This is a genomic window from Peterkaempfera podocarpi (assembly GCF_042466665.1).
GTDB lineage: Bacteria > Actinomycetota > Actinomycetes > Streptomycetales > Streptomycetaceae > Peterkaempfera > Peterkaempfera podocarpi.
This window is the reverse complement of the sequence record NZ_CP162102.1, coordinates 8,615,330-8,635,295: the sequence shown is the minus strand read 5'-3', so window position 1 is coordinate 8,635,295 and position 19,966 is coordinate 8,615,330. Positions and strand designations below refer to the sequence as shown.

Annotated in this window: 18 protein-coding genes; 14 read left to right on the top strand and 4 right to left on the bottom strand. The window is 70.6% G+C overall.

What is annotated here, in order from left to right:
• Positions 1-266 precede the first annotated feature (266 nt).
• Positions 267-1,091: a helix-turn-helix domain-containing protein gene (locus tag AB0761_RS37600; RefSeq protein WP_377273767.1), complete on the bottom strand. Its 825-nt coding sequence runs from the start codon at positions 1,089-1,091 to the stop codon at positions 267-269.
• Between the two features lie 80 nt (positions 1,092-1,171).
• Here AB0761_RS37600 and AB0761_RS37595 point away from each other — a divergent pair, with 80 nt between their 5' ends.
• The 5 genes from AB0761_RS37595 to AB0761_RS37575 all read left to right on the top strand — a co-directional run bounded on the left by AB0761_RS37595 (position 1,172) and on the right by AB0761_RS37575 (position 7,968).
• Complete coding sequence (locus tag AB0761_RS37595; protein WP_377273766.1) at positions 1,172-1,558, top strand: nuclear transport factor 2 family protein; 387 nt, start codon at positions 1,172-1,174, stop codon at positions 1,556-1,558.
• A gap of 99 nt (positions 1,559-1,657) precedes the next feature.
• The gene (locus AB0761_RS37590; protein ID WP_377273765.1) at positions 1,658-3,364 is read left to right on the top strand and encodes a serine/threonine-protein kinase; all 1,707 of its coding nucleotides are present in this window, start codon (positions 1,658-1,660) and stop codon (positions 3,362-3,364) included.
• On the top strand, positions 3,361-4,134 hold the full coding sequence (locus tag AB0761_RS37585; protein WP_377273764.1) for a hypothetical protein: 774 nt from the start codon (positions 3,361-3,363) through the stop codon (positions 4,132-4,134). The genes AB0761_RS37590 and AB0761_RS37585 overlap by 4 nt, the downstream gene beginning before the upstream one ends.
• A 199-nt stretch (positions 4,135-4,333) precedes the next feature.
• The gene (locus AB0761_RS37580; protein ID WP_377273763.1) at positions 4,334-6,187 is read left to right on the top strand and encodes an ABC transporter ATP-binding protein; all 1,854 of its coding nucleotides are present in this window, start codon (positions 4,334-4,336) and stop codon (positions 6,185-6,187) included.
• The gene (locus AB0761_RS37575) at positions 6,184-7,968 is read left to right on the top strand and encodes an ABC transporter ATP-binding protein (protein ID WP_377273762.1); all 1,785 of its coding nucleotides are present in this window, start codon (positions 6,184-6,186) and stop codon (positions 7,966-7,968) included. The genes AB0761_RS37580 and AB0761_RS37575 overlap by 4 nt, the downstream gene beginning before the upstream one ends.
• Before the next feature lie 430 nt (positions 7,969-8,398).
• Here AB0761_RS37575 and AB0761_RS37570 read toward each other — a convergent pair whose 3' ends face one another.
• Both AB0761_RS37570 and AB0761_RS37565 read right to left on the bottom strand, forming a co-directional pair.
• Positions 8,399-8,758, bottom strand: a complete 360-nt coding sequence (locus tag AB0761_RS37570) for a hypothetical protein (protein WP_377273761.1) — start codon at positions 8,756-8,758, stop codon at positions 8,399-8,401.
• Positions 8,759-9,163: 405 nt separating this feature from the next.
• Entirely contained in the window at positions 9,164-10,255 is a 1,092-nt protein-coding gene (locus AB0761_RS37565; protein WP_377273760.1) for an epoxide hydrolase family protein, read from the bottom strand.
• A gap of 98 nt (positions 10,256-10,353) precedes the next feature.
• On the opposite strand from AB0761_RS37565, the gene AB0761_RS37560 reads away from it, so the two are divergent.
• Both AB0761_RS37560 and AB0761_RS37555 read left to right on the top strand, forming a co-directional pair.
• A complete protein-coding gene (locus AB0761_RS37560) occupies positions 10,354-10,830 on the top strand; it encodes a MarR family winged helix-turn-helix transcriptional regulator (protein WP_377273759.1) in 477 nt (158 codons plus the stop codon).
• Between the two features lie 137 nt (positions 10,831-10,967).
• Positions 10,968-11,948, top strand: a complete 981-nt coding sequence (locus AB0761_RS37555) for a threonine/serine dehydratase (protein ID WP_377273758.1) — start codon at positions 10,968-10,970, stop codon at positions 11,946-11,948.
• Between the two features lie 105 nt (positions 11,949-12,053).
• Here the strand turns inward: AB0761_RS37555 and AB0761_RS37550 are convergent, their stop codons facing one another.
• Positions 12,054-12,710 carry a cysteine hydrolase family protein gene (locus AB0761_RS37550; protein WP_377273757.1) on the bottom strand — a complete coding sequence of 219 codons (657 nt, stop codon included), beginning with the start codon at positions 12,708-12,710 and terminating at the stop codon, positions 12,054-12,056.
• Positions 12,711-12,763: 53 nt separating this feature from the next.
• On the opposite strand from AB0761_RS37550, the gene AB0761_RS37545 reads away from it, so the two are divergent.
• The 7 genes from AB0761_RS37545 to AB0761_RS37515 all read left to right on the top strand — a co-directional run bounded on the left by AB0761_RS37545 (position 12,764) and on the right by AB0761_RS37515 (position 19,683).
• Entirely contained in the window at positions 12,764-13,276 is a 513-nt protein-coding gene (locus AB0761_RS37545) for a PadR family transcriptional regulator (RefSeq protein WP_377273756.1), read from the top strand.
• 570 nt (positions 13,277-13,846) lie between these two features.
• Positions 13,847-14,572 carry a DUF1684 domain-containing protein gene (locus AB0761_RS37540; protein WP_377273755.1) on the top strand — a complete coding sequence of 242 codons (726 nt, stop codon included), beginning with the start codon at positions 13,847-13,849 and terminating at the stop codon, positions 14,570-14,572.
• A gap of 120 nt (positions 14,573-14,692) precedes the next feature.
• Positions 14,693-16,222, top strand: a complete 1,530-nt coding sequence (locus tag AB0761_RS37535; RefSeq protein ID WP_377273754.1) for an ABC transporter substrate-binding protein — start codon at positions 14,693-14,695, stop codon at positions 16,220-16,222.
• Positions 16,223-16,239: 17 nt separating this feature from the next.
• The gene (locus AB0761_RS37530; protein ID WP_377274522.1) at positions 16,240-17,226 is read left to right on the top strand and encodes an ABC transporter permease; all 987 of its coding nucleotides are present in this window, start codon (positions 16,240-16,242) and stop codon (positions 17,224-17,226) included.
• Positions 17,223-18,041, top strand: coding sequence for an ABC transporter permease (locus AB0761_RS37525; protein WP_377273753.1), 819 nt, complete (start codon positions 17,223-17,225; stop codon positions 18,039-18,041). Before AB0761_RS37530 ends, AB0761_RS37525 begins: the two co-directional genes overlap by 4 nt.
• The gene (locus tag AB0761_RS37520; RefSeq protein WP_377273752.1) at positions 18,038-18,850 is read left to right on the top strand and encodes an ATP-binding cassette domain-containing protein; all 813 of its coding nucleotides are present in this window, start codon (positions 18,038-18,040) and stop codon (positions 18,848-18,850) included. Before AB0761_RS37525 ends, AB0761_RS37520 begins: the two co-directional genes overlap by 4 nt.
• Positions 18,847-19,683, top strand: coding sequence for an ABC transporter ATP-binding protein (locus AB0761_RS37515; protein WP_377273751.1), 837 nt, complete (start codon positions 18,847-18,849; stop codon positions 19,681-19,683). Before AB0761_RS37520 ends, AB0761_RS37515 begins: the two co-directional genes overlap by 4 nt.
• Positions 19,684-19,966: the final 283 nt, after the last annotated feature.

Sequence of the window (19,966 nt, the reverse complement as noted above, 5' to 3'; positions counted from 1 at the left end):
GTGGAGATCAAACAGGCCAACGGCCCCATGCCGTACTGCCTTCTGCGGGCTGTCACACCACCGCCGAAGTCCGGCAGTGGCGCCCGCTCCAGCGGTACACCGGCCGCCGCGAGGCGTCTGCCCACCGTCTCCGAACTCAACGCGGCTGCCCCCGAGGGCGGCGACCCGGCGGATGCGGACACCGGTACCCACCGGCACGTCCACCTCTCCCGCCGGCACGAACGACTCCGTCGAGTGAGGAAGGGACCGCTTGCGCACCGACCGGGTCAGTGACCACCCAATCCTCGCCGGTCAGGGGCCGGCTGCCGCTCCGACGCCGTCGTTGGACCCTCGAAGTAGGCGGCGCTCTGCGCGTCCCCCGGGTAGTACAACTCGATCGCGACCTCTTCCAGCGTGATGTCCATCGGGGTCCCGAACGTGGTGATGGTCGAGAACAGCCGCAGCTCCCGTCCGTCGAAGCGAAGGATCATAGGGAGCACGACATCGGATTCGACCGAACGGCCCGAACCGTCCCCGGGGTCGGGCTCCAGCAGTTCCTCGTACAGCGCGGTGAGCTCGGCGTCGGGAGCAACGGCGAGCTGACGCCTGATGCGGGAGCGGAACACCACCCGCACATCCGCCAGGTTGACGACCCACGGCGCGAACCCCCGCGGATCCAGCCCCAGCCGCAGCAGATTGATCGGCGGCCGCAGCAGGTCCGGATCGACACCCGCGAAGAACGGTTCGAGCGCGCGGTTGGCCATCACGATGTTCCACCGGCGGTCGAAGGCCACCGCCGGGTACGGCTCATGCGCACGCAACACCCTGGCAACCGCGTCCCTGGCCGCCGACAGCGCACCGTCCTCAAGCGGCCGCTCCGCATACCGGGGTGCGAAGCCGGCCGCGAGCAACAACCGGTTGCGCTCTCGCAACGGCACCTCGAGCTGGTCGGCGAGTCGCAGAACCATCTCCGCGCTCGGGTGGGACTTGCCCGTCTCGACCAGACTGACATGACGAGCCGACACGTCAGCCGCGATCGCCAGATCGAGCTGGCTGAGCCGTCGGCGATGCCGCCACTGCCGCAGGAGCTCCCCCACCGTATGCACGGTCATCGAGCCTACTCACCGCCGAGCCGCACGCCATGACATCCCACTTCATCGACAACCGGCACGACCACGGAAACACTCCCCCCATGACCACAGACAACAAGACCATCGTCCAGCAGGCGCTGACGAAGCTCCTCGAGACGGGCAGCACCGACGCCCTCGCACCGTTGCTGAGCGACGACTTCGTCCACCACAGGCCCCACTCCACCTCGACCAAAGCCGAATGGCTCACCGCCGTACGCACCGCCCTCACCCCCGTCGCTCGGATGCAGATCCACATCCACCACCTCCTCGCCGACGACGACCACGTCATCATGCACTCACGGCGACAACTCCCCGATGCCGGGCCAGAGATCGCGGTCGTCGACATCTGGCGCTTCGACCAGGGACTGATCACCGAGGGCTGGGAGATCATCGAACCGGTAGCCCAAGCAGCCACCAACAACCAATGGTGGGAACCCGCCGAAGGCTGACCGGCCGCACCCGCAACCGCACCGGTTTTGTGACCTCGCGGGGGCTGTGTCGTGACGGCCGTGGCGCTACCTTCGCCCCAGGGGAGAGGGGGCGGGGCGATGCCGTGGATCGTTCCGGGATATCAGCACACCCGGGAGCTGGGGTCGGGGGCGAGCGGGCGGGTGGTGCTCGCCGTACACGAGGCGACGGGGACACCGGTCGCCGTCAAATATCTCGGGGAGGAGTTGCGCACCGATCCGGACTTCCTCGCGGAGTTCCGGGCCGAGGCTCGGCTGCTGGGGGAGCTCGCCTCTCCGTACGTGGTGCGGCTCTACGAGTATGTGGAGGGCCCTGACGGCGCGGCGATCGTCATGGAGCTGGTCGACGGCATCGCCTTGCGGGCGCTGCTGCGCCAGGCCGGGGCGACCGGCCCGGAGGCGGCGCTGGTGGTGCTCAAGGGCTCGCTGCTGGGTTTGGCGGCCGCACATGAGCGCGGTGTGGTGCACCGGGACTACAAGCCGGAGAACGTGCTGGTCGCGGCCGACGGCTCGTCCAAGCTGGTGGACTTCGGGATCGCGGTGCCGAGCGGCGGGGACGGCGGGATCGCCGGTACGCCGCCGTACATGGCCCCGGAGCAGTGGAGCGGCCTCCCGGCCTCCCCGGCGGGGGATGTGTATGCGGCGACGGCGACGTTCTTCGAGTGCCTCACCGGCTCGCGGCCGTACAACGGGGCGACCTTCGCCGAGCTGGTCGTCCAGCACACCACCGCGCCGATCCCGGACGAGCTGGCGCCGGAGGCGGTTCGTCCGCTGATCCGGCGCGGGCTGGCCAAGGAGGCCGCCCAGCGGCCGGAGAGCGCGGCGGCCTTCGTCGCCGAGCTGGAGGTGGTGGCGGGTGCCGCGTACGGGCCGGACTGGGAGGAGCGCGGTCAGCGCAAGCTCGCTGCACTGGCCGCTCTGCTGCCATTGCTCTTCCCTTCGGCGGGTGGGATCCCGGGCTCGAGCACGGCGCTGGCCACCACCGTCCTCGGCGCCGGCCTATCGCGCCCGTGGATGCGGCACCTTCTGAGACACAGGGTGCTGTGGGCCGTGGTGGCGGGCGTGGTCGCGATCTGCGTCCTGTCTGCTGTCGCCTCCGGTGCGGTGGGCGGCCACCACCACGACAACCACGCGTCCGGCGGGGCGACCCCCACGGTGGTGACCTCGGTGACGGCCGGTCCGAGCGACGGCACCGGCCCGAGCGCCGGCCCGTCGCCCTCGGCGAGTGCGAGCGCCGGCGCGACTGCGAGTGCCAGTGCCAGTGCCAGTGCCAGCACAACTGCGAGTGCCGGCGCAACGAGCGGCAGCCCGTCGTCCGGCCCCTCGGCGACCACGAGTACGCCGTCCACTCCCCCGGCCACGTCTGCGTCCGCTCCCCCGGCCACGTCACAACCCCCGGCGTCCGCCACGCCCACACCGACGCCTACTCCCACGCCGACGGCGAGCCCGCCCCGGGCGACGCAGGTGGTGAGCCTCCGGATGGGCGAGTTCTCCGTGACACAGGCTGCCGACGGCTATACGGGAACGGTGACCGTGGTGATCACCACCGACGGGACCGGTGAGGTGACCGTCAATGCGGACTGGTTCGCCAACACCGACAAGGCACCCGGCGGACAGACCGAACGGCAGTCGGTGGTCAGGGAAGGCAGCACCCAGTACACGGTGACCCTCACCCACACCTTCAGCTCCAGCCTCTGCGGCCTCTACCTCGGTGTCCAGGTCGGCACCGCGCCGGCCGCGCCGCAGAGTCCCTCCAGCTCCGCGTACGAAGGGTGCCCCATCCGATGACCGCGCCGAACGACCCCCGCGTGCCACCGCCGTCCGACGACGGCACCGTGCACCTGCGACGCAGGCCGCAACCCCAGGACGCACCCCAAGACGCACCCCCGCCCGCAACCCCGTACCAGCCCACCGCGCACGAGCCGACCCCGTACCAGCCCACCGCGCACGAGCCGGCCCCGTACCAGCCCACCGTGCGCGAGCCGGCTCCGTACCAGCCCACCGTGCGCGATTGGACCCCGGCTCCGGAGCCGGACCCACCGCAGTCCGAGGCCGAGCCGCTGATCCGGTTCGGCCCGGGCGTGCCCGACCCGCAAACCGCCCGCACCGTCGAGGTGTGGCGCGGCGGCACGGTCCCGGCCGCACCGCAGCCTGCGGCGCGCAGACCCCAGGCATGGCGGCGCTACATCCTGGCCGGTGCGGTGCTGCTGGCCGTCCTCGGCTATCTGTTCTGGCGGCAGTTCGGCCCCTCGCTCGCGGTGCAGGGCGTGACCGCGGCCACCACCCCGGCGCGGCTCGGCTGCGACGCCACGGCCACCGTCACCGCGACCGTCCGCACCAACGGCCACGGCGGCACCCTCCGCTTCCGCTGGGTACGCAGCGACGGCACGGACTCCGGTCCGATGACCCAGCAGGTGGCCGAGGGATCCCACCAGGTCCAGGTGCCCCTGCGCTGGACCGTCCAGGGCCACGGATCCTTCCACGGCACCGCCACCCTCCAGCTCACCGCTCCCCGCGCGCTCCAGGCCTCGGCCGGCTTCGACTACGACTGCCCCTGACCTGGACAGCCGAACTGCGGTCGAATGTCCCGTCGCTCATTCGACACGAACACATAAGTCATGATTTGAAAAAAGAACTTGACGCAGCGTCGGCCGAGGAACAAGATTTCGATCTTGTTGACCGGGGAGGGGCGCCGTGCGCACATGGTGGCGAAAATGGTCCGACGAGGTGCTGCGGGCCCGATGGCTGGTTATTCGCATGCTTCCCGCAGCGGGTTGGCCGCTGCTGTGCCTGCTCACCGTGGTCGATCTGGTCGCGGGCGTCCTGCCGGTGCTGTTCGTGCTGTTCTCCAGCTGGGTCATCGGCCGGGTACCCGGCGCCGTGGAGCACGGCACCGGCTCCCCGCAGTGGCATTCACTGATCCAGGCGTTCCTGCTGGCCTCCGGGGCCTTCCTGGTGCAGCAGGTCCTCGTGCCGCTGCAGTCCGCGCTCGGCGAGGTGATGAAACACCGGGTCGACGGGCGGTTCCACCGACGGCTGATCTCCGCGTCGCTGCAGTCCACCGGAATCGGGCCGATGGAGGACCCGGCGACGCTCGACCGGCTCGAAGAGGCGACGGAGCAGCTCAGCAGCGGCTGGCAGTCGCCGGGTGACGCCGCGGCCGGCATGTTGCGCTATGTGACGAGGTACTCGAGTCTGCTCGGCTACACCGTGCTCGCCGGGGTGGTCAGCAGTTGGTGGGTGACCGCGGCGCTGCTCGGGTCGACCATGCTGTTCCGCTACGGGCACCGCGGCGGACTGCGGTACTGGAGCCGGCTGTGGCCCGTGATCGGACCGCACCGGCGCCGCAGCGACTACTTCCGCGGGCTGGGCCTGTCGGCCGCCACGGCGAAGGAGCTGCGGGTCTTCGGGCTGACGGACTGGATCACCAAGGAATTCCGCGCCAGCGCGGTCGAGTCACTGCGGCCGGTATTTCGGGCCCGCCGCCGACACAACACCTACAACTTCCTGGTGTTCGCCGCCATCGGCCTGGTCGTCGACTCGCTCGCCGTCGCGTACCTCATCCGCAGCGCCACACAGGGCCATATGACACTCACTCAACTGGCGCTCGGCCTGCAGACCTCGATCGCCGCGATCCTGCTCGGCACCTTCTACCACGAGGCGGACTTCCCGACGCAGGCCGGAATGAACGCCATCCCGGCACTGCACGACTTCGAACAGAAGGTGTCCCAAACCAAGGACGCCGACATCCCCGACGGGGAACTCGCCACAGCCGCCGGCCTGCCCAACCGTGACGTGGCCTTCGAGAAGGTGTCGTTCTCCTACCCCGGGAGCGGCCGCCCGGTCCTCGACGGACTGGACCTGACCCTCAACGCGGGTGAATGCACCGCGATCGTCGGCCTCAACGGCGCCGGCAAGACCACCCTGGTGAAGCTGCTGACCCGGCTGTACGAGCCGACCTCGGGGACGGTGCGGATCGACGGCACCGACGTACGGCGCTACGCCGTCGACGCCTGGCGGCGTCAGATCGGCGTCATCTTCCAGGACTTCACCCGGTACGAGCTCTCCGTCACGGACAACATCACCGTCGGGACGATCGAGCGGCCGGTGGAGGCGACGGCCGTGCGGGCCGCCGCCGACAAGGTCGGCATGGTCGACACCATCGAGGCGCTGCCACGGGGCTTCGACACCGTACTGAACCGGCAGTACGAGGACGGCGCGGACCTCTCCGGCGGCCAGTGGCAGCGCATCGCCATCGCCCGCGCCCTGTACGCAGTGGACTCCGGAGCCAAGGTCCTGGTGCTCGACGAACCCACCGCCGCCCTCGACGTCAGGGCCGAGGCGGAGTTCTTCGACTCGTTCGTCGAACTGACCCGGGGACTCACCACACTGCTCATCTCGCACCGCTTCTCGAGCGTCCGCCGCGCCGACCGCATCGTCGTCCTCGAACACGGCCGGGTCATCGAGGACGGGACCCACGAGTCGCTGCTGGCCCGAGGCGGACGCTACGCGGAGCTCTTCCACCTGCAGGCCGAACGCTTCGCCGCCGGTCTCGACGCCGAAGGCAACGAGGAGAACGACGAGACCGAGAAGAAGGAGACCGTGCAGTGAAGGACGCCCTCGCCGGCTGCTGGCAGCTCTACACGATCGCGTTGCGCACCAGCCGCGCCCGCATGCTGCTCTCGACCGTCCTGGTGCTCCTGGAGGGGCTGGCCTGGCCGGTCCTCGCCGTCGGTCTGAAGGGCGGGGTCAACGCCGCCGTCGCGCACAGGCCCGGATCGATGCTCGGCTACGGCATCGCGATCGCCGTGTCCGCGATCGGGGTGCTGCTGCTGCACCACTTCTCCTACGTGCCCTACGTCGAGACCTGCGACCTGGTGAAGGTGGACCTCAACGCCGAACTGATGGCGCTCGCGAACGGCTCGGCCCGGATCGAGCACCACGAACGCGCGGAGTACGCCGACAAGATCGCCGTACTGCGCCGCGAGCTGAGCACCTTCGACGTCGGCATGACCGGTCTGCTCACCGCGGTGTCACTCCTCGTGGGCATGGTCCTGACCAGCATCCTCCTGGTCCGTGTCGACCCGTGGCTGCTGCTGCTCCCCGTCGCGGCACTGCCCCCGGTGTGGAGCGGCCAACGCGCGCAGCGGGTCATCGACCGCTCCCGCAGCGCCGCCGCCACGCAGCTGCGCCAGGCCGAACACCTCTACAACCTGGCCACCACCGCCGCCACCGCCAAGGAGCTGCGCGTGCTGCGGCTGCAGCAGGAGGTCACGCGCCGGCAGGCACAGCAGTGGGACGGCGCCAGCCACGTGCTGCGCGCGGGCCAGCTGCGCGCCACCGTGGTCAGCGCCCTCGGCCAGCTGTTCTTCGCCGTCGCCTATGTCGTCGCGGTGCTGCTGGTCCTACTGCAGGCGGTCCGAGGCCACCGACAGGTCGGCGACGTGGTCCTGGTCGTCACCCTGGCCGCTCAGATCAACGCACAGGTCACCACCGGGCTGGACCTCCTGCAGAAGCTGCAGCGGGTCGCCAACGCCCTCAACCGGCTGCGCTGGCTGCGCGAACTCATCGCCTCCCAGCAGCCGCCACCCCCGGACAGCCCGCTGCCCACCGCCATCCGGGACGGCATCGAACTGCGCGACGTCGCCTTCACCTATCCGGGCACCGACCGGCCCATCCTCAGCGAGGTCAACCTGCACTTCCCCGCCGGATCCACGGTCGCCATCGTGGGCGAGAACGGCGCGGGCAAGACCACCCTCGTCAAGCTGCTCTGCCGCTTCTACGACGTCACCCAGGGCACCATCACCATCGACGGCACCGACATCACCCGCTTCCCGCTCGACGACTGGCGCGCCCGCATCGCCGCCGGGTTCCAGGACTTCGTCCGCTTCGAACTGCCCGCCCAGCGCACCGTCGGAGTCGGGGACCTGTCGCACCTGGACGACGAGGCCGCCGTCCTGGCGGCCCTGGAACGCGCGGACGCCACGCTTGTCCTGGACCGCCTCGACGACGGCCTCGCCACCCAGCTCGGCCGCAGCTGGACCGACGGGACCGAACTGTCCGGCGGCCAGTGGCAGCGGCTGGCCCTCGGCCGCGCCATGATGCGGGAGCTGCCGATGCTGCTCGTTCTCGACGAGCCGACCTCCGCACTCGACGCGGAAGCCGAGCACCAGCTCTTCGAGCAGTACGCCCGGAACGCCCGCCGGGTCGGACGCGAGACCGGCGCCGTCACCGTCCTTGTCTCCCACCGCTTCTCCACCGTGAGCATGGCCGACCAGATCCTCGTCGTCGCCGACGGCCGCATCGCCGAAGCCGGCAGCCACGACGACCTCATGCGGGCCTCCGGCCTGTACGCGGAGCTGTACGCCCTGCACGCATCGGCGTTCGAGTAGCCGGGCCCGCGGACCGCCGCAGCTGACGCCGCCGGCGCTGCACCGTCCGCGTCTGCGCCGGCAGCTCGGCCGGCCTTGCACCGCCCCGGGAGGGTGTGAGCCACGTCTCGCCGAGGAGTCCGCACTCGACGTGCCCTATGCCTTCCACAGCCAGCTGCAGGCCTTTGCCGCGGCGGTTCGCGGTGAACAGCCCCCGCAGTGGCCGCCGGCCACGGCCGGCACGTCGTGGAGGTGGTGCAGGCCGTCTACCGCTCCTGCCTCGCCGGGGCACCCGTCGCCCTTGGGCCCGGTCTGCCGACCGCCCTGGTGTGATCCGACGGCGTGAGCACGTCCTGCACCAGGCACTGGACGCACAGCTCTGCGGGACGGCCGGTCTTCCTCGTGCGGACCGCGCCGGCGGCTCGAGTGCGCGGCGGTCAAAGGGGCGTGTTCACGCGGTCGGGCCGGTGGCGTCGTCATCCGTCCCGGCCGCGGTTGTCCTTTCGGTGTCGGCGTCAGCCCGGCTGATCGGCCCGGACGGCCATGCGGCCGTCACCGCGGCAACGGCGACGACCAGGCCCGCCAGAGCGAAGGCCCAGGGCACGCCCCCGGGGCTGTCCACGATGGTGCCTGCGGCCGCTCCGCCGACCGCGTTGGCGGCGGCGGGGACGGTGGCAATCCAGGCGTGTGCCTCAGTGAGCATGCTCGCGGGCACGATCCGGCCCACGAGGGAGACGTAGACCGTGGGGACGGGTGCGATGACGCCGCCGCCGAGCACGAGGGCGACGCCCAGCACCCACGGGTCCGGCACGACGGCGAGTATCGCGAGGCTCAGGGACACACAACCGAGCAGCCATGCGAGCTGCCGGGGCAGCGGCGAACGCGGCGGCCGGGCTCCGTACCAGAGGCCGCCCGACGCGGAACCCAGGCCCCACACCTCGAGCAACAGGCCGGCCAGCCCGGCGGCTTCAGACCCCGCCTGCCCAACGCCGCACTGGCGCACCCGGCTGCGCCAGTGCGGTGGTCGCCGGATCTGCAGAGCTGTCCTCTCGTGGGTCTCGCGTACGGCGTGCTCACGGGCGGCGTCAGCCAGGCGACGGCGGCGGCCGAGGAGACCTGGATGAGGGAGTTCGGACCGAAGCCGATCAAGGCTGTGGAGGAACGACGGTGCCGGCGGTGATGCCGACGGCCGGCAGTGCTTCCTGGCGACGACCCGCTAGTCGTGCTTGACGGCGGTGAGGAAGAAGTCCCGGACGTCCTGGGCGAGCAGCTCGGGCACTTCCATTGCGGCGAAGTGGCCGCCGCGCTCGAACTCCGACCAGTGCCTGATGTCGTACAGTCGCTCGGCCAGCGGTCGCACCGACTGCGTGATGTCGTGCGCGAACACTGCCACGCCGAGCGGCACCGGACACGGCACGCTCCGCCCGCGGGGAACATCGTGGTGCAGCCGCGCCGAGGAGGCCGCGGTGGCGGTGAGCCAGTACAGCGAGATGTCGGTGAGCATCCGGTCGTCGCTGACCGGCGTACGCGGGTCGGTCCACTGCGCGAAGCGTTCGGCGATCCAGGCCAGCTGGCCGACCGGCGAGTCGGTCAGCGCATAGCCGATGGTCTGGGGGGTGAGGGCCTGGAGGGCCTGGTACGGCGGACGGTTGGCCATCAGCTGCCTGACCTTGTCCAGCCGGGCCTCGTCCGATTCGGACAGCTCAATGCCGGCGTCCGGGTCCGGCCGGGTCGGGAGGTAGTTGACGTGGACCCCGACGACCTGCTCGGGTGCCACCGCGCCGAGCGCCGTCGATATGCCAGCGCCGAAGTCGCCGCCCTGCGCGCCGTAGCGCTCATAGCCGAGCCGGTGCATCAACTCGGCCCAGGCCCGCGCGATCCGGACGGCGTCCCAGCCGCCCTCGTGGGTCGGTCCGGAGAAGCCGTAACCCGGTATGGACGGGATCACCAGGTGGAAGTCGCGTGACAGCGGCTCGATGACGTCGAGGAACTCCAGGAACGAGCCGGGCCAGCCGTGGGTGAGGATCAGCGCGAGCGCGTCCGGCTTCGGGGACCGCACATGGACGAAGTGGATGTTCTGGCCCTCGATCTCGGTGGTGAAGTGCGGGAGCTCGTTGAGCTCGGCCTCATGCGCACGCCAGTCGTACCCGGTGCGCCAGTGTTCGGCGAGCTCCTTGAGTCGCGCCAGCGGGAAGCCGTAGTCCCATCCGGCGTCGGCGACCTCATTGGGCCAGCGGGTGCGGGAGAGGCGGTCGGCCAGGTCGTCGAGGTCGGCCTGGGGGATGTCGATGCGGAACGGCTTGATCACGGTCTTCACTCCAGAGGTTCACTCGCGGTCGAAACGTTAGTGGCACTAACGAAGGTAGACTGTTAGTGGCACTAACACAAGAGGCGGAGGATCCCCCCATGAGCTCGACCCCCGAACCCACCCCCGCCCGGCTGCGCACAATCCCCAGCCGCCTGATGGCCCGGGCCGCGATCGTCGCCGACCGGCTCGTCAGCGAGCGCCTCGCCGCCGAAGGCGCACGCAAGTGGCACTTCGCCGTACTGGTCGCACTCACCGAGGCCGGCGCCGCCAGCCAGGCCGAACTCAGCCGCCGCACCGGCATCTACCGCAGCGACATGGTCGCCGTCCTCAATGAGCTCGCCGACACCGGATGCATCCGCCGCGAACCCGACCCCGCCGACCGCCGCCGCAACGTCATCACCCTCACCCCCACCGGCCGCAGCCGCCTGGAACGCCTCGATACGCTCATCACCGACGCTCAGCGCGAGCTCCTCGCCCCCCTCACCCCCGTCCAGCAGGACGAACTCATCCACCTGCTCAGCGTCCTGACCGAGCACCACCACCCCCGACACCCCCGCCCCCACGACGCGCAATAGCCCGTCCACCCGCGCCGTCCCGAACCTCGCCCCCACCACCCACGGCTATCCGGGGGCGGTTCCTTCCGATGCCCCGCATGATCCTGGCTCACCGAGCGGTCGTGGTGCAGCGCCGGCGGCCCTTACGCTGATGTGTCATGCAGGAGACGCGCCTCGACACTGCTCGGATCCGGGCGGCTCGCCGGGTGATCGACCCGGTTTTTCTCGACACTCCGCTGTATCGGTGCGAGGCGCTGGAGCCGGTTCTCGGGTGCATGGTGAGCATCAAGCTCGAAACGGCGAACCCGGTCCGCAGCTTCAAGGCCCGCGGCACCGAGGTCGTCGCGAGTCTGCTCGCTGACAATGGCTCGCGAGCCGTCGTGTGTGCGAGCGCGGGCAACCTTGGCCAGGCCCTCGCGTGGTCCGGTCGCGGCCGCGGGCTGGACGTCACCGTTGTGGCATCCCGTTTTGCGACTGTGGCCAAGCTTGATCGCATCCGCGCGCTGGACGCCAGGCTGGAGCTGGTGGATGGCGACCACGAGATCGCGCGCGAGCGGGCCGCGGCCATCGCGCGCTGCGACGGCATCCGGCTGGTCGAGGACAGCCTGGACATCGAGACCTGCGAGGGCGCGGCGACCATCGGCCTGGAACTGGTGGATGCCGCGCCGTCATTCGACGCCGTCCTGATCGCTCTCGGCGGCGGGGCACTGGCCACTGGCGTGGGCCATGTCATGAAGGCCATGGCACCCGAAGCCGAGGTGATCTGCGTCCAGCCGCTGGGCGCACCGGCGATGACGCACTCGTGGCACCGGCGGCGCGTCGTCACCACCGACTCGACCAACACCATCGCTGACGGCGTCGCCGGCCGGCGTCCCATCCCGGCCGTTCTGAACGACCTCCTCCTGGTCGCCGACGACGCCGTCCTGGTCCAGGAAGCGTCGATCGTCGCCGGCATGCGGATGCTCCTTGACCATGCCGGTCTCGTCGTAGAACCGTCGGCCGCGCTCGGCATCGCGGCGATCCTCGAGGACCGCGACCGCTTCGACGGCCGACACGTGGTCACCATCGTGTGCGGCAGCAACGTCGACGTCGGCGCCTATCACCGCTGGGTCGGTGCGACTCCCGTCCACAGGTCTTGATGCGATCAGGGGGCGGGGCCTCTGCCCCCTTGTGGGACCCGGGTTGATCCCAGGTGCTTACACGTCATGGCGGTGAAGGCCCCTGGTGAGCGAGTACGACGGGCATCAGTATGTCGGTGTTGTCAGCCGGTCGGTGATCTCCTCGGCGGTCAGCACGAGGGCGAAACCCTTGCGCAGGACCGCGAGTTCAGGTTCCTGCCTGGACTCGTCGTCGGTGGCTGTGACGTCGGAGCCGAAGATGACCTTGTAGCCGCGTTCGTATGCCTGCCGGGCCGTGGTGCCGCAACAGTAGTTGGTGAGCGTTCCCGTGACGATGACCGTGTCGCGGCCGAGGTTGCGGAGCATCGTGTCGAGCGGGGTGTCGTAGAACGCCCCATAGGAGGGCTTGCGGATGAGGGCCTCTTCGGGGCGTCGGCCCATCGGGGCCCACACTTCGGCGGGGCCCGGTCGGCGCCAGTCGGTGTCGGCATGCGGGAGGAACCGTAAGGCGTGCGGCCGGTCCAGTCCGAGATGGGTCTCGTCGAAGATGGTCCACAGCACCGGGACAGAAGCTGCCCGGCATTCTTCGACCAGTTGGTGCAACCGGGGCGCCATCCGAGTGGCCGCGGGCACCCAGTAGGGACTCCAGCCGGGCCGGACGAATTCGTCTTGCATATCGATCACCAGCAGTGCCGTCCGTTCGGCCCGTACGTCGAACGAGGCCCGGCCACGCTCGTAAGCGTTGCGCGCCCGTGTGATCACCCAGTCCTCGGTGTATGCCATCCCGACTCCTGCCTCGATTCGAGGTACCTCGTTTCGAGTGCGAGAATAGCAGCATGCTCGAACTTGCGATCCTGGGATTTCTGGCCGAGGGACCGCTGCACGGCTATCAACTGCGCCACCGGATAGCGCACTTGTCCGGCCATGTCCGGCCGGTCAGCGACGGCAGCCTCTACCCTGCGATCAACCGGCTGGTCAGTGCCGGGATGCTCGACCGGCGGACCGAACGGGGCTCCTCGGCCGCTCAGCGGCACACCCTGAGCCTGACCAACGCCGGCCACTGCGAACTGCTGTGCCGACTGCGGGATGCCGGGGGCCTGGACATCAGCGACAGCAGCCGATACTTCACGATCTTGGCCTTCCTGTCCCACCTGCCCGACACCGCCGACCAGCACGCAGTACTGCGTCGGCGATTGGATTTCCTGGAACAGCCCGCGAGCTTCTTCTACGACGGTGACCGCCGACTGGGCGTCGAGGACACCGACGACCCCTACCGGCGCGGCATGCTCACCATCGCCCGCGCCACCAGCCGTGCCGAAAGGGCCTGGCTTCGGGAAGTGCTGGCCTGACACCGCACCCGCAGGCACCTCCCCCGTTCTGCACCCGGACGCCTCCTCTTCCCAGGCCGCACCTGCGACAGGGAACACCGGCGGAGTGGTGTGCAGGTTCAGGTACACCCCGACGTAGCCACCCACACCGGCACCGACACCGACACCGGTATCGCGGCCGGCATCGACCACGGCCCCGGGCGATCACGCTCCCGGCGCCGCCTTCGACGACGCGGCCGTCCCCGACGGGGCAGCCCTCCCGGCCGAACTCGCCCTGCGCCGGCTCGCCCCGTACGGGCGCACCGCCGGTCCGGGCGGGGCGCGGCCCGCAGGCCGCACCAAGCCGGTACTGCCGCCCCCGGCCTGACCGGTCCGGTGCGGCCGGGGGTGGCACTGCATCGTCCCTGCCGGGGCCGGCGTACGCCGCCACCTGGCCTTTGGGCCGCGCCGTGCCCGCGGTTCGCGCAGCGACCCGGACGGCGGCCAGTGTCCACACGATGTCTTGAATGACGGACAGGCGGTACGACAGTGCGATAACCAGATGTAATGTCTGACGAAAGCAATGCTTAGCCCCAGTGAGTGAGTAGCCCCATGCACCATGCCCTTCGCGCCCCGAGCCTCGCCGACGCCCAGGACGGCTGGGAGGCATGGTGTCGGAGCCGCGAGGCGGCAGTGACCGCACCGCAGGGGAACCTCGCGCTGGTGGAGACCCGCTGGCTGCCGGAGGGCGAGTCGCCGGACCTCGAGTCGGCCCGTGCGGGGCTGCCGGAGAGTGTGACGGTCACCACTGTCCGGCGCACCGACCTGGCCACCGGCCTGCCGCAGCACGCGCTGCGGTTCTGGGACGCCGACTCGCCCGCCATCCGGCACTTCGAGCGGATCGACCGCTACCCCTTCAACCCGGAGTGGGTGGTCGAGGCCGCCTTTGTGCCGGTTTCGGAGGAGCGCCGGATCCCGTTCGAGCACATCCGCGACGCCGGGGCCACCCGCGACCTCCCGGTCCCCGGTGACATCCGGTTCACTCTCGACGGCGTGGACTACGCCCTGCACGCGTTCGACGACGAGGGCACGCTGCTGCTGGTCTTCGGCGACCCCACCAACGGAGCCGACACCTACGGCGCGGGGCGCTTCCTGTTCGTTCCGCGCGAGGCGGGCAGCGACACCGTCGTCCTGGACTTCAACCGGGCCTTTGTACCGCCGTGCGGCTTCTCGGCCCAGTACAACTGTCCGATGCCGCCGCGGCAGAACCGCCTCCACCTGGCTGTCGAAGCCGGTGAGAAGCAGCTGGTCCTCCGCGACGGCCACTCCGTCCACTGAGCCGTCCCCGGCTCTCCCCCAGCCCCGTCACCCGCCCGACCCCCAGCGGTCGGCGCACGCGCGCCCTCTTCTGACCGTCATGCCTGCGGCCACATGCTGCCTGCTGCTCCGGAGCCTTTCATGCGCATCAAGACCCTCCCCGTCCTCGGCGGCGCCCTGGCCGCCGCCCTCAGCCTCACCCTGGCCGCGTGCGGCTCCGGCGGCGGCTCGAACTCCTCCGCCTCCGGCGGCTCGGGTGCGTACAACCCCGACGCCGCCGTGGCGATCGGCTCGCTCTACGAGCCGCAGAACCTGGACAACACCGCCGGTGGCGGCCAGGGCGTCACCGAGGCGCTCAACGGCAATGTCTACGAGGGGCTCTTCAAGCTCACCGACGACGGCAAGGTGCAGAACCTGCTGGCGCAGAGCTACTCGGTCAGCCCGGACGGCCTGACCTACACCTTCAAGCTGCGCAGCGGTGTGACCTTCCACACCGGCCACCCGCTCACCTCGGCGGATGTGAAGTACAGCATCGAGAAGGTGCTCGCCAAGGACTCCAAGTCCGCGCGCAAGAGCAACCTCGAGGTCGTCAAGAGCATCGACACCCCGGCCGCGGACACCGTGAAGGTGACCCTCAGCTCCAAGTCGATCTCGTTCGTCTACAACCTCAGCTACGTCTGGATCATCGACCACCAGGCCGGCGACCTCAAGACCTCCGAGGCCGGCACCGGCCCGTACAAGCTGGACAAGTGGACCCGCGGCTCGGCCCTCAGCCTGGCCCGCTGGAGCGGCTACTGGGGAACCAAGGCCTCCAACGCCAAGGCGGTCTTCCACTACTACAAGGACGCCACCGCGCTCAACAACGCCCTGCTGACCAACGCCGTGGACGTGGTCACCAGCGAGCAGAGCCCGGACGCGCTCGACCAGTTCAAGAGCAACCCCAGCTACAAGGTCAACGACGGCCACTCCACCACCAAGCTGCTGCTGGCCTTCAACGACAAGGCCAAGCCCTTCGACAACGCCCTGGTCCGCAAGGCCGTCACCTCGGCGATCGACAACAAGCAGCTGCTGCAGTCGGTCTGGGGCGACTACGGCACCCTGATCGGCTCGATGGTCCCGCCGACCGACCCGTGGTACGAGGACCTGACCAAGGTCAACCCGTACGACACCGCGCTGGCCAAGAAGGAGCTGGCGCAGGCGGGCTATGCGAACGGCTTCAGCTTCACGCTGGACACGCCGAACTACGACCCGCACCCGACCGCGGCCACCTTCATCAAGGCCGCGCTGGCGAAGGTCGGCATCACCGTCAAGATCAATGTGATCACCCCGGACGAGTGGTACACGAAGGTCTACCAGAACCACGACTTCACCGCGACGCTCCAGGAGCACGTCAACGACCGCGACGTGGTCTGGTACGGCAACCCCGACTTCTACTGGGGCTACGACAACCCCCAGGTGACCACGTGGGTCGACCAGGCCGAGCAGTCCGGCACCGCGGCGCAGCAGACCGCGCTGCTGAAGAAGGTCAACGAGCAGATCGCCCAGGACGCGGCCAGTGACTGGCTGTACCTGTACCCGCAGATCGTGGTCTCCTCCGCCAAGGTCACCGGCTACCCGCTCAACGGCCTGAACTCGCAGTTCTTCGCCTACGGCATCAAGAAGTCGAGCTGATGACCCGACCCACCGGCATGGCGGGCTATCTGCTGCGGCGGCTCGGCTTCCTGGTCGTCTCGCTGCTGCTGGCCAGCGTGGTGCTGTTCCTGCTGCTGCGGCTGCTGCCCGGCGATCCGGCGAACGCCCTGGTCTCGGTCGGGGCCGACCCCGACCAGATCGCGGCGGCCCGGCACGAGCTGGGCACCGACCAGCCGCTGCTGCAGCAGTTCGGCACCTGGCTCCACCAGTTGGCGACGCTCGACCTGGGGCACTCCTTCGTCAGCTCGCTGCCGGTGGGCTCGGAGATCGTCACCCGGCTGAACGTCACCGTCCCGCTGACCCTGTCGGCCTTCGTGCTGGCCGTGCTGATCGCGCTGCCCGCCGGGTTCATCGCCGCGCACCGCTCCCGTACCTGGTACGGCACGCTGCTGAGCGCGGTCTCCCAGCTGGGCATCGCGGTGCCGGTGTTCTGGGTCGGCATGATCCTGGTCACCGTCTTCGCGCTGCACCTGCGGGTGCTGCCGGCCGGCGGCTTCCCGCAGGACGGCTGGTCGGACCCGGGCAACGCCGTGCGGTCACTGGTGCTGCCGGTGGTCACGGTGGCCCTGGTGATGGCCGCCTCCCTCACCCGCTATGTCCGCTCGGCCGCGCTGGATGTACTCGGCAGCGACTACCTGCGCACCGCGCGGGCACTCGGCGCCTCGTTCCGCGGCGCGATGTGGCGGCACGGCCTGCGCAACGGCGTGGTGCCGGTGATCTCGGTGCTGGGCATCGAGCTCGCCACCACGCTGCTGGGCGCCGTGGTGGTGGAGAACGTCTTCGCGCTGCCCGGGCTCGGCAGCCAGCTCGCCCAGGCGATCTCGCAGCACGACTACCCGGTCATCCAGGGGGTGCTGCTGGTGAGCACCCTCGCGGTCCTGGTGATCGGCTTCCTGGCCGACCTGGTGCAGCGCCTGATCGACCCCCGCCTGCGCGGGCGGCTCTCCGGGGCCGCCGCTCCCTCTGCCGGAGGCACCCGATGAAGCGCGTCCGCTCCTGGACCCTGGTCAGCGGGGCCGTGCTGTTCGGCCTGATCGTCCTGGTCGCGCTGGTCTCCCTGGTCTGGCTGCCGTACGACCCGTCCGACATGACCGGCGGCCGGCTCATCGCACCGGGCTGGCCGCATCTGCTGGGCACCGACAAGCTGGGCCGGGACCTGCTCACCCAGGTGATGGTCGGCGCCCGGATCGCGCTCGGCGCGGGGGCCGGTGCGGTGGCGATCGGCGGCGTGCTCGGCGTGCTCGCCGGCATCGCCACCGGCTTCGCCGGACGCTGGCTGGACGATGCGCTCTCCGCACTGCTGGACGTCCTGATCGCCTTCCCCACCCTGCTGCTCGCCATGCTGGTGGTGGCCGCCCGCTCGGCCTCGCTCGGCTCGGCGGTGCTCGCGATCGGGCTCGGCATGGTCGCGGTGGTGGCCCGGCTGTCCCGGGTGCTGGTCAAGCGGGTCCTGGCGCAGGAGTACATCACCGCCGCACGGACCTCCGGCACCGGCTGGGTGCGGATCGTCACCGGCCATGTGCTGCCCAACATCTGGCCGACCCTGGTGGTCAACCTGGCCCTGCAGTTCGGGGTCGCGGTACTCGCCGAGGCCAGCCTCTCCTACCTGGGCCTGGGCGCCCCGCCGCCGAACGCCTCCTGGGGCCGGATGCTGGAGGAGGCACAGGCCACCGTCTACACCGCCCCCGCCGGCGTGATAGCCCCGGGCGTGCTGCTGGTGGTGCTGGTGCTCGGCGTCAACCTGATCGCGGACGGCCTGCGGGACGCCCTCGACCCGACCAGGAGGAAGCGCGCATGAGCCTGCTCGACGTCCAGGGTCTGACCATCCGTACCGAGGACGGCCGCGAACTGGTCTCGGACCTCTCCTTCTCGCTCGACGCGGGCGAGCGGATCGGCCTGATCGGCGAGTCGGGCTCCGGCAAGTCGCTCACCACGCTTGCCGTCATGGGCCTGCTGCCGCCCGGGATGACCGCCTCCGGGTCGATCGTGCTCGACGCCCCGGGGCTGCCCCGCACCGATGTCGTCGCCGCCGGCGAACGCCGGCTGCTGGGGCTGCGCGGGCGTGCGGCCACCGTGGTCTTCCAGGAACCGCTGACCGCGCTCGACCCGCTGATGCGGGTCGGACAGCAGGTCGCCGAGCCGCTGCGCCGCCTCAAGGGGCTGCGCGGCGCGGCGCTCCGCCAGGCGGTGCGCGACGCGCTCGCCCAGGTGCTGCCCGACCCGGACCGGATCGCGCGGGCCTTCCCGCACGAGATCTCCGGTGGCCAGCGCCAGCGGGTGGCCATCGCCATGGCCCTGGCCTGCGACCCCGCGCTGCTGATCGCGGACGAGCCGACCACCGCCCTGGATGTGACAGTGCAGGAGGAGATCCTGGAGCTGCTCGGCGCCCAGGTGGCCGAGCGGGGGATGGCCCTGCTCTTCGTCAGCCACGACCTGGCGGTCGTCTCGGCCGTGACCGAGCGGGTGCTGGTGCTGCGCAACGGGCAGCTGGTCGAGCAGGGCAGCGTCGAGCAGATCGTGCACTCGCCGACCCACGCCTACACCCGTGAACTGGTCGGCAGCGCCCGGCGGCTGGAAAGCGCCCTGGAACGGACGGCGAAGCGATGAGCACCACTCCCCTGGCCGGGCCGGCGACCTCGGACGAGGCCGCGGGCAGCCCGCTGCTGGAGGCCCGCGAAGTGGGCTTCACCTACCGCGGCGCCGGCTCCCCCGTACTGCACGACATCAGCCTGGCGCTCCGGCCCGGGCGCAGCCTCGCCCTGGTCGGCGAGTCCGGCACCGGCAAGACCACACTGCTGCGCCTGCTGCTCGGGCTGACCGCCCCGACCAGCGGGCGGATCCTCTTCGACGGGGAGCCGCTGGCCCTCGGCGACCGTACCCGGATGCGGACCTTCCGCCGGTCGGTGCAGCCGGTCTTCCAGGACCCGTACTCCTCGCTGGACCCCCGCGCCCGGGTGCGCGCCGTCGTCTCCGAGCCGCTGCGCTCGCTCGGGCTGGCTCCGGCCGGACGTGCGGGCACCCGCGATCCGCGGGTCGCCGCGGCCCTGGAGTCGGTGGGCCTGCCCGCGGACGCGGCGGACCGCTACCCGCACGAGTTCTCCGGCGGCCAGCGGCAGCGCATCGCGATCGCCCGGGCCATCGTCTGCGACCCGCGCGTCCTGCTGGCGGACGAGCCGGTCAGCGCGCTGGACGTGACCACCCGGGTGCGGATCGTGGACCTGCTCGCGGAGCTCAAGGAGCGGCGGGGGCTGACCATCGCGATGGTCTCGCACGACCTGTCGGTGGTCGCCGCGCTGTGCGAGCACACCGCCGTGCTGGAGCACGGGCGGATCGTCGAGCAGGGCGACACCGGCGACGTCCTGAGCGCGCCCACGCACCCGTACACCCGCCGCCTGGTCGGCAGCGTCCCCCGGCTGCCGGCGCCCCGCCCGGCGTCCTGAACCGACCCGTTGCGAGACCGGCCTGGCCCGATGTGACGTGGCCTGCCCGGCGGTCCAGTGCCCGTACGGCGAGGACGGCGAGGACGGCACGCCGGCCGTGCGGCCAGTCGGCGGTTCCAGGCTCAAAACCTAAGCCGGCCTTAAGTGCGTCGTAACGGCCGCTCAAGGTGATGGGGCGTCAATTCCCTGCCTGAAAAGAAGTCGAGAAGTTTCAACTGATAGGAAACTTTCCTATTGACGCGACGATTGGTCTGGACCATCTTGTGTGGGGCCGCGCGGCTGC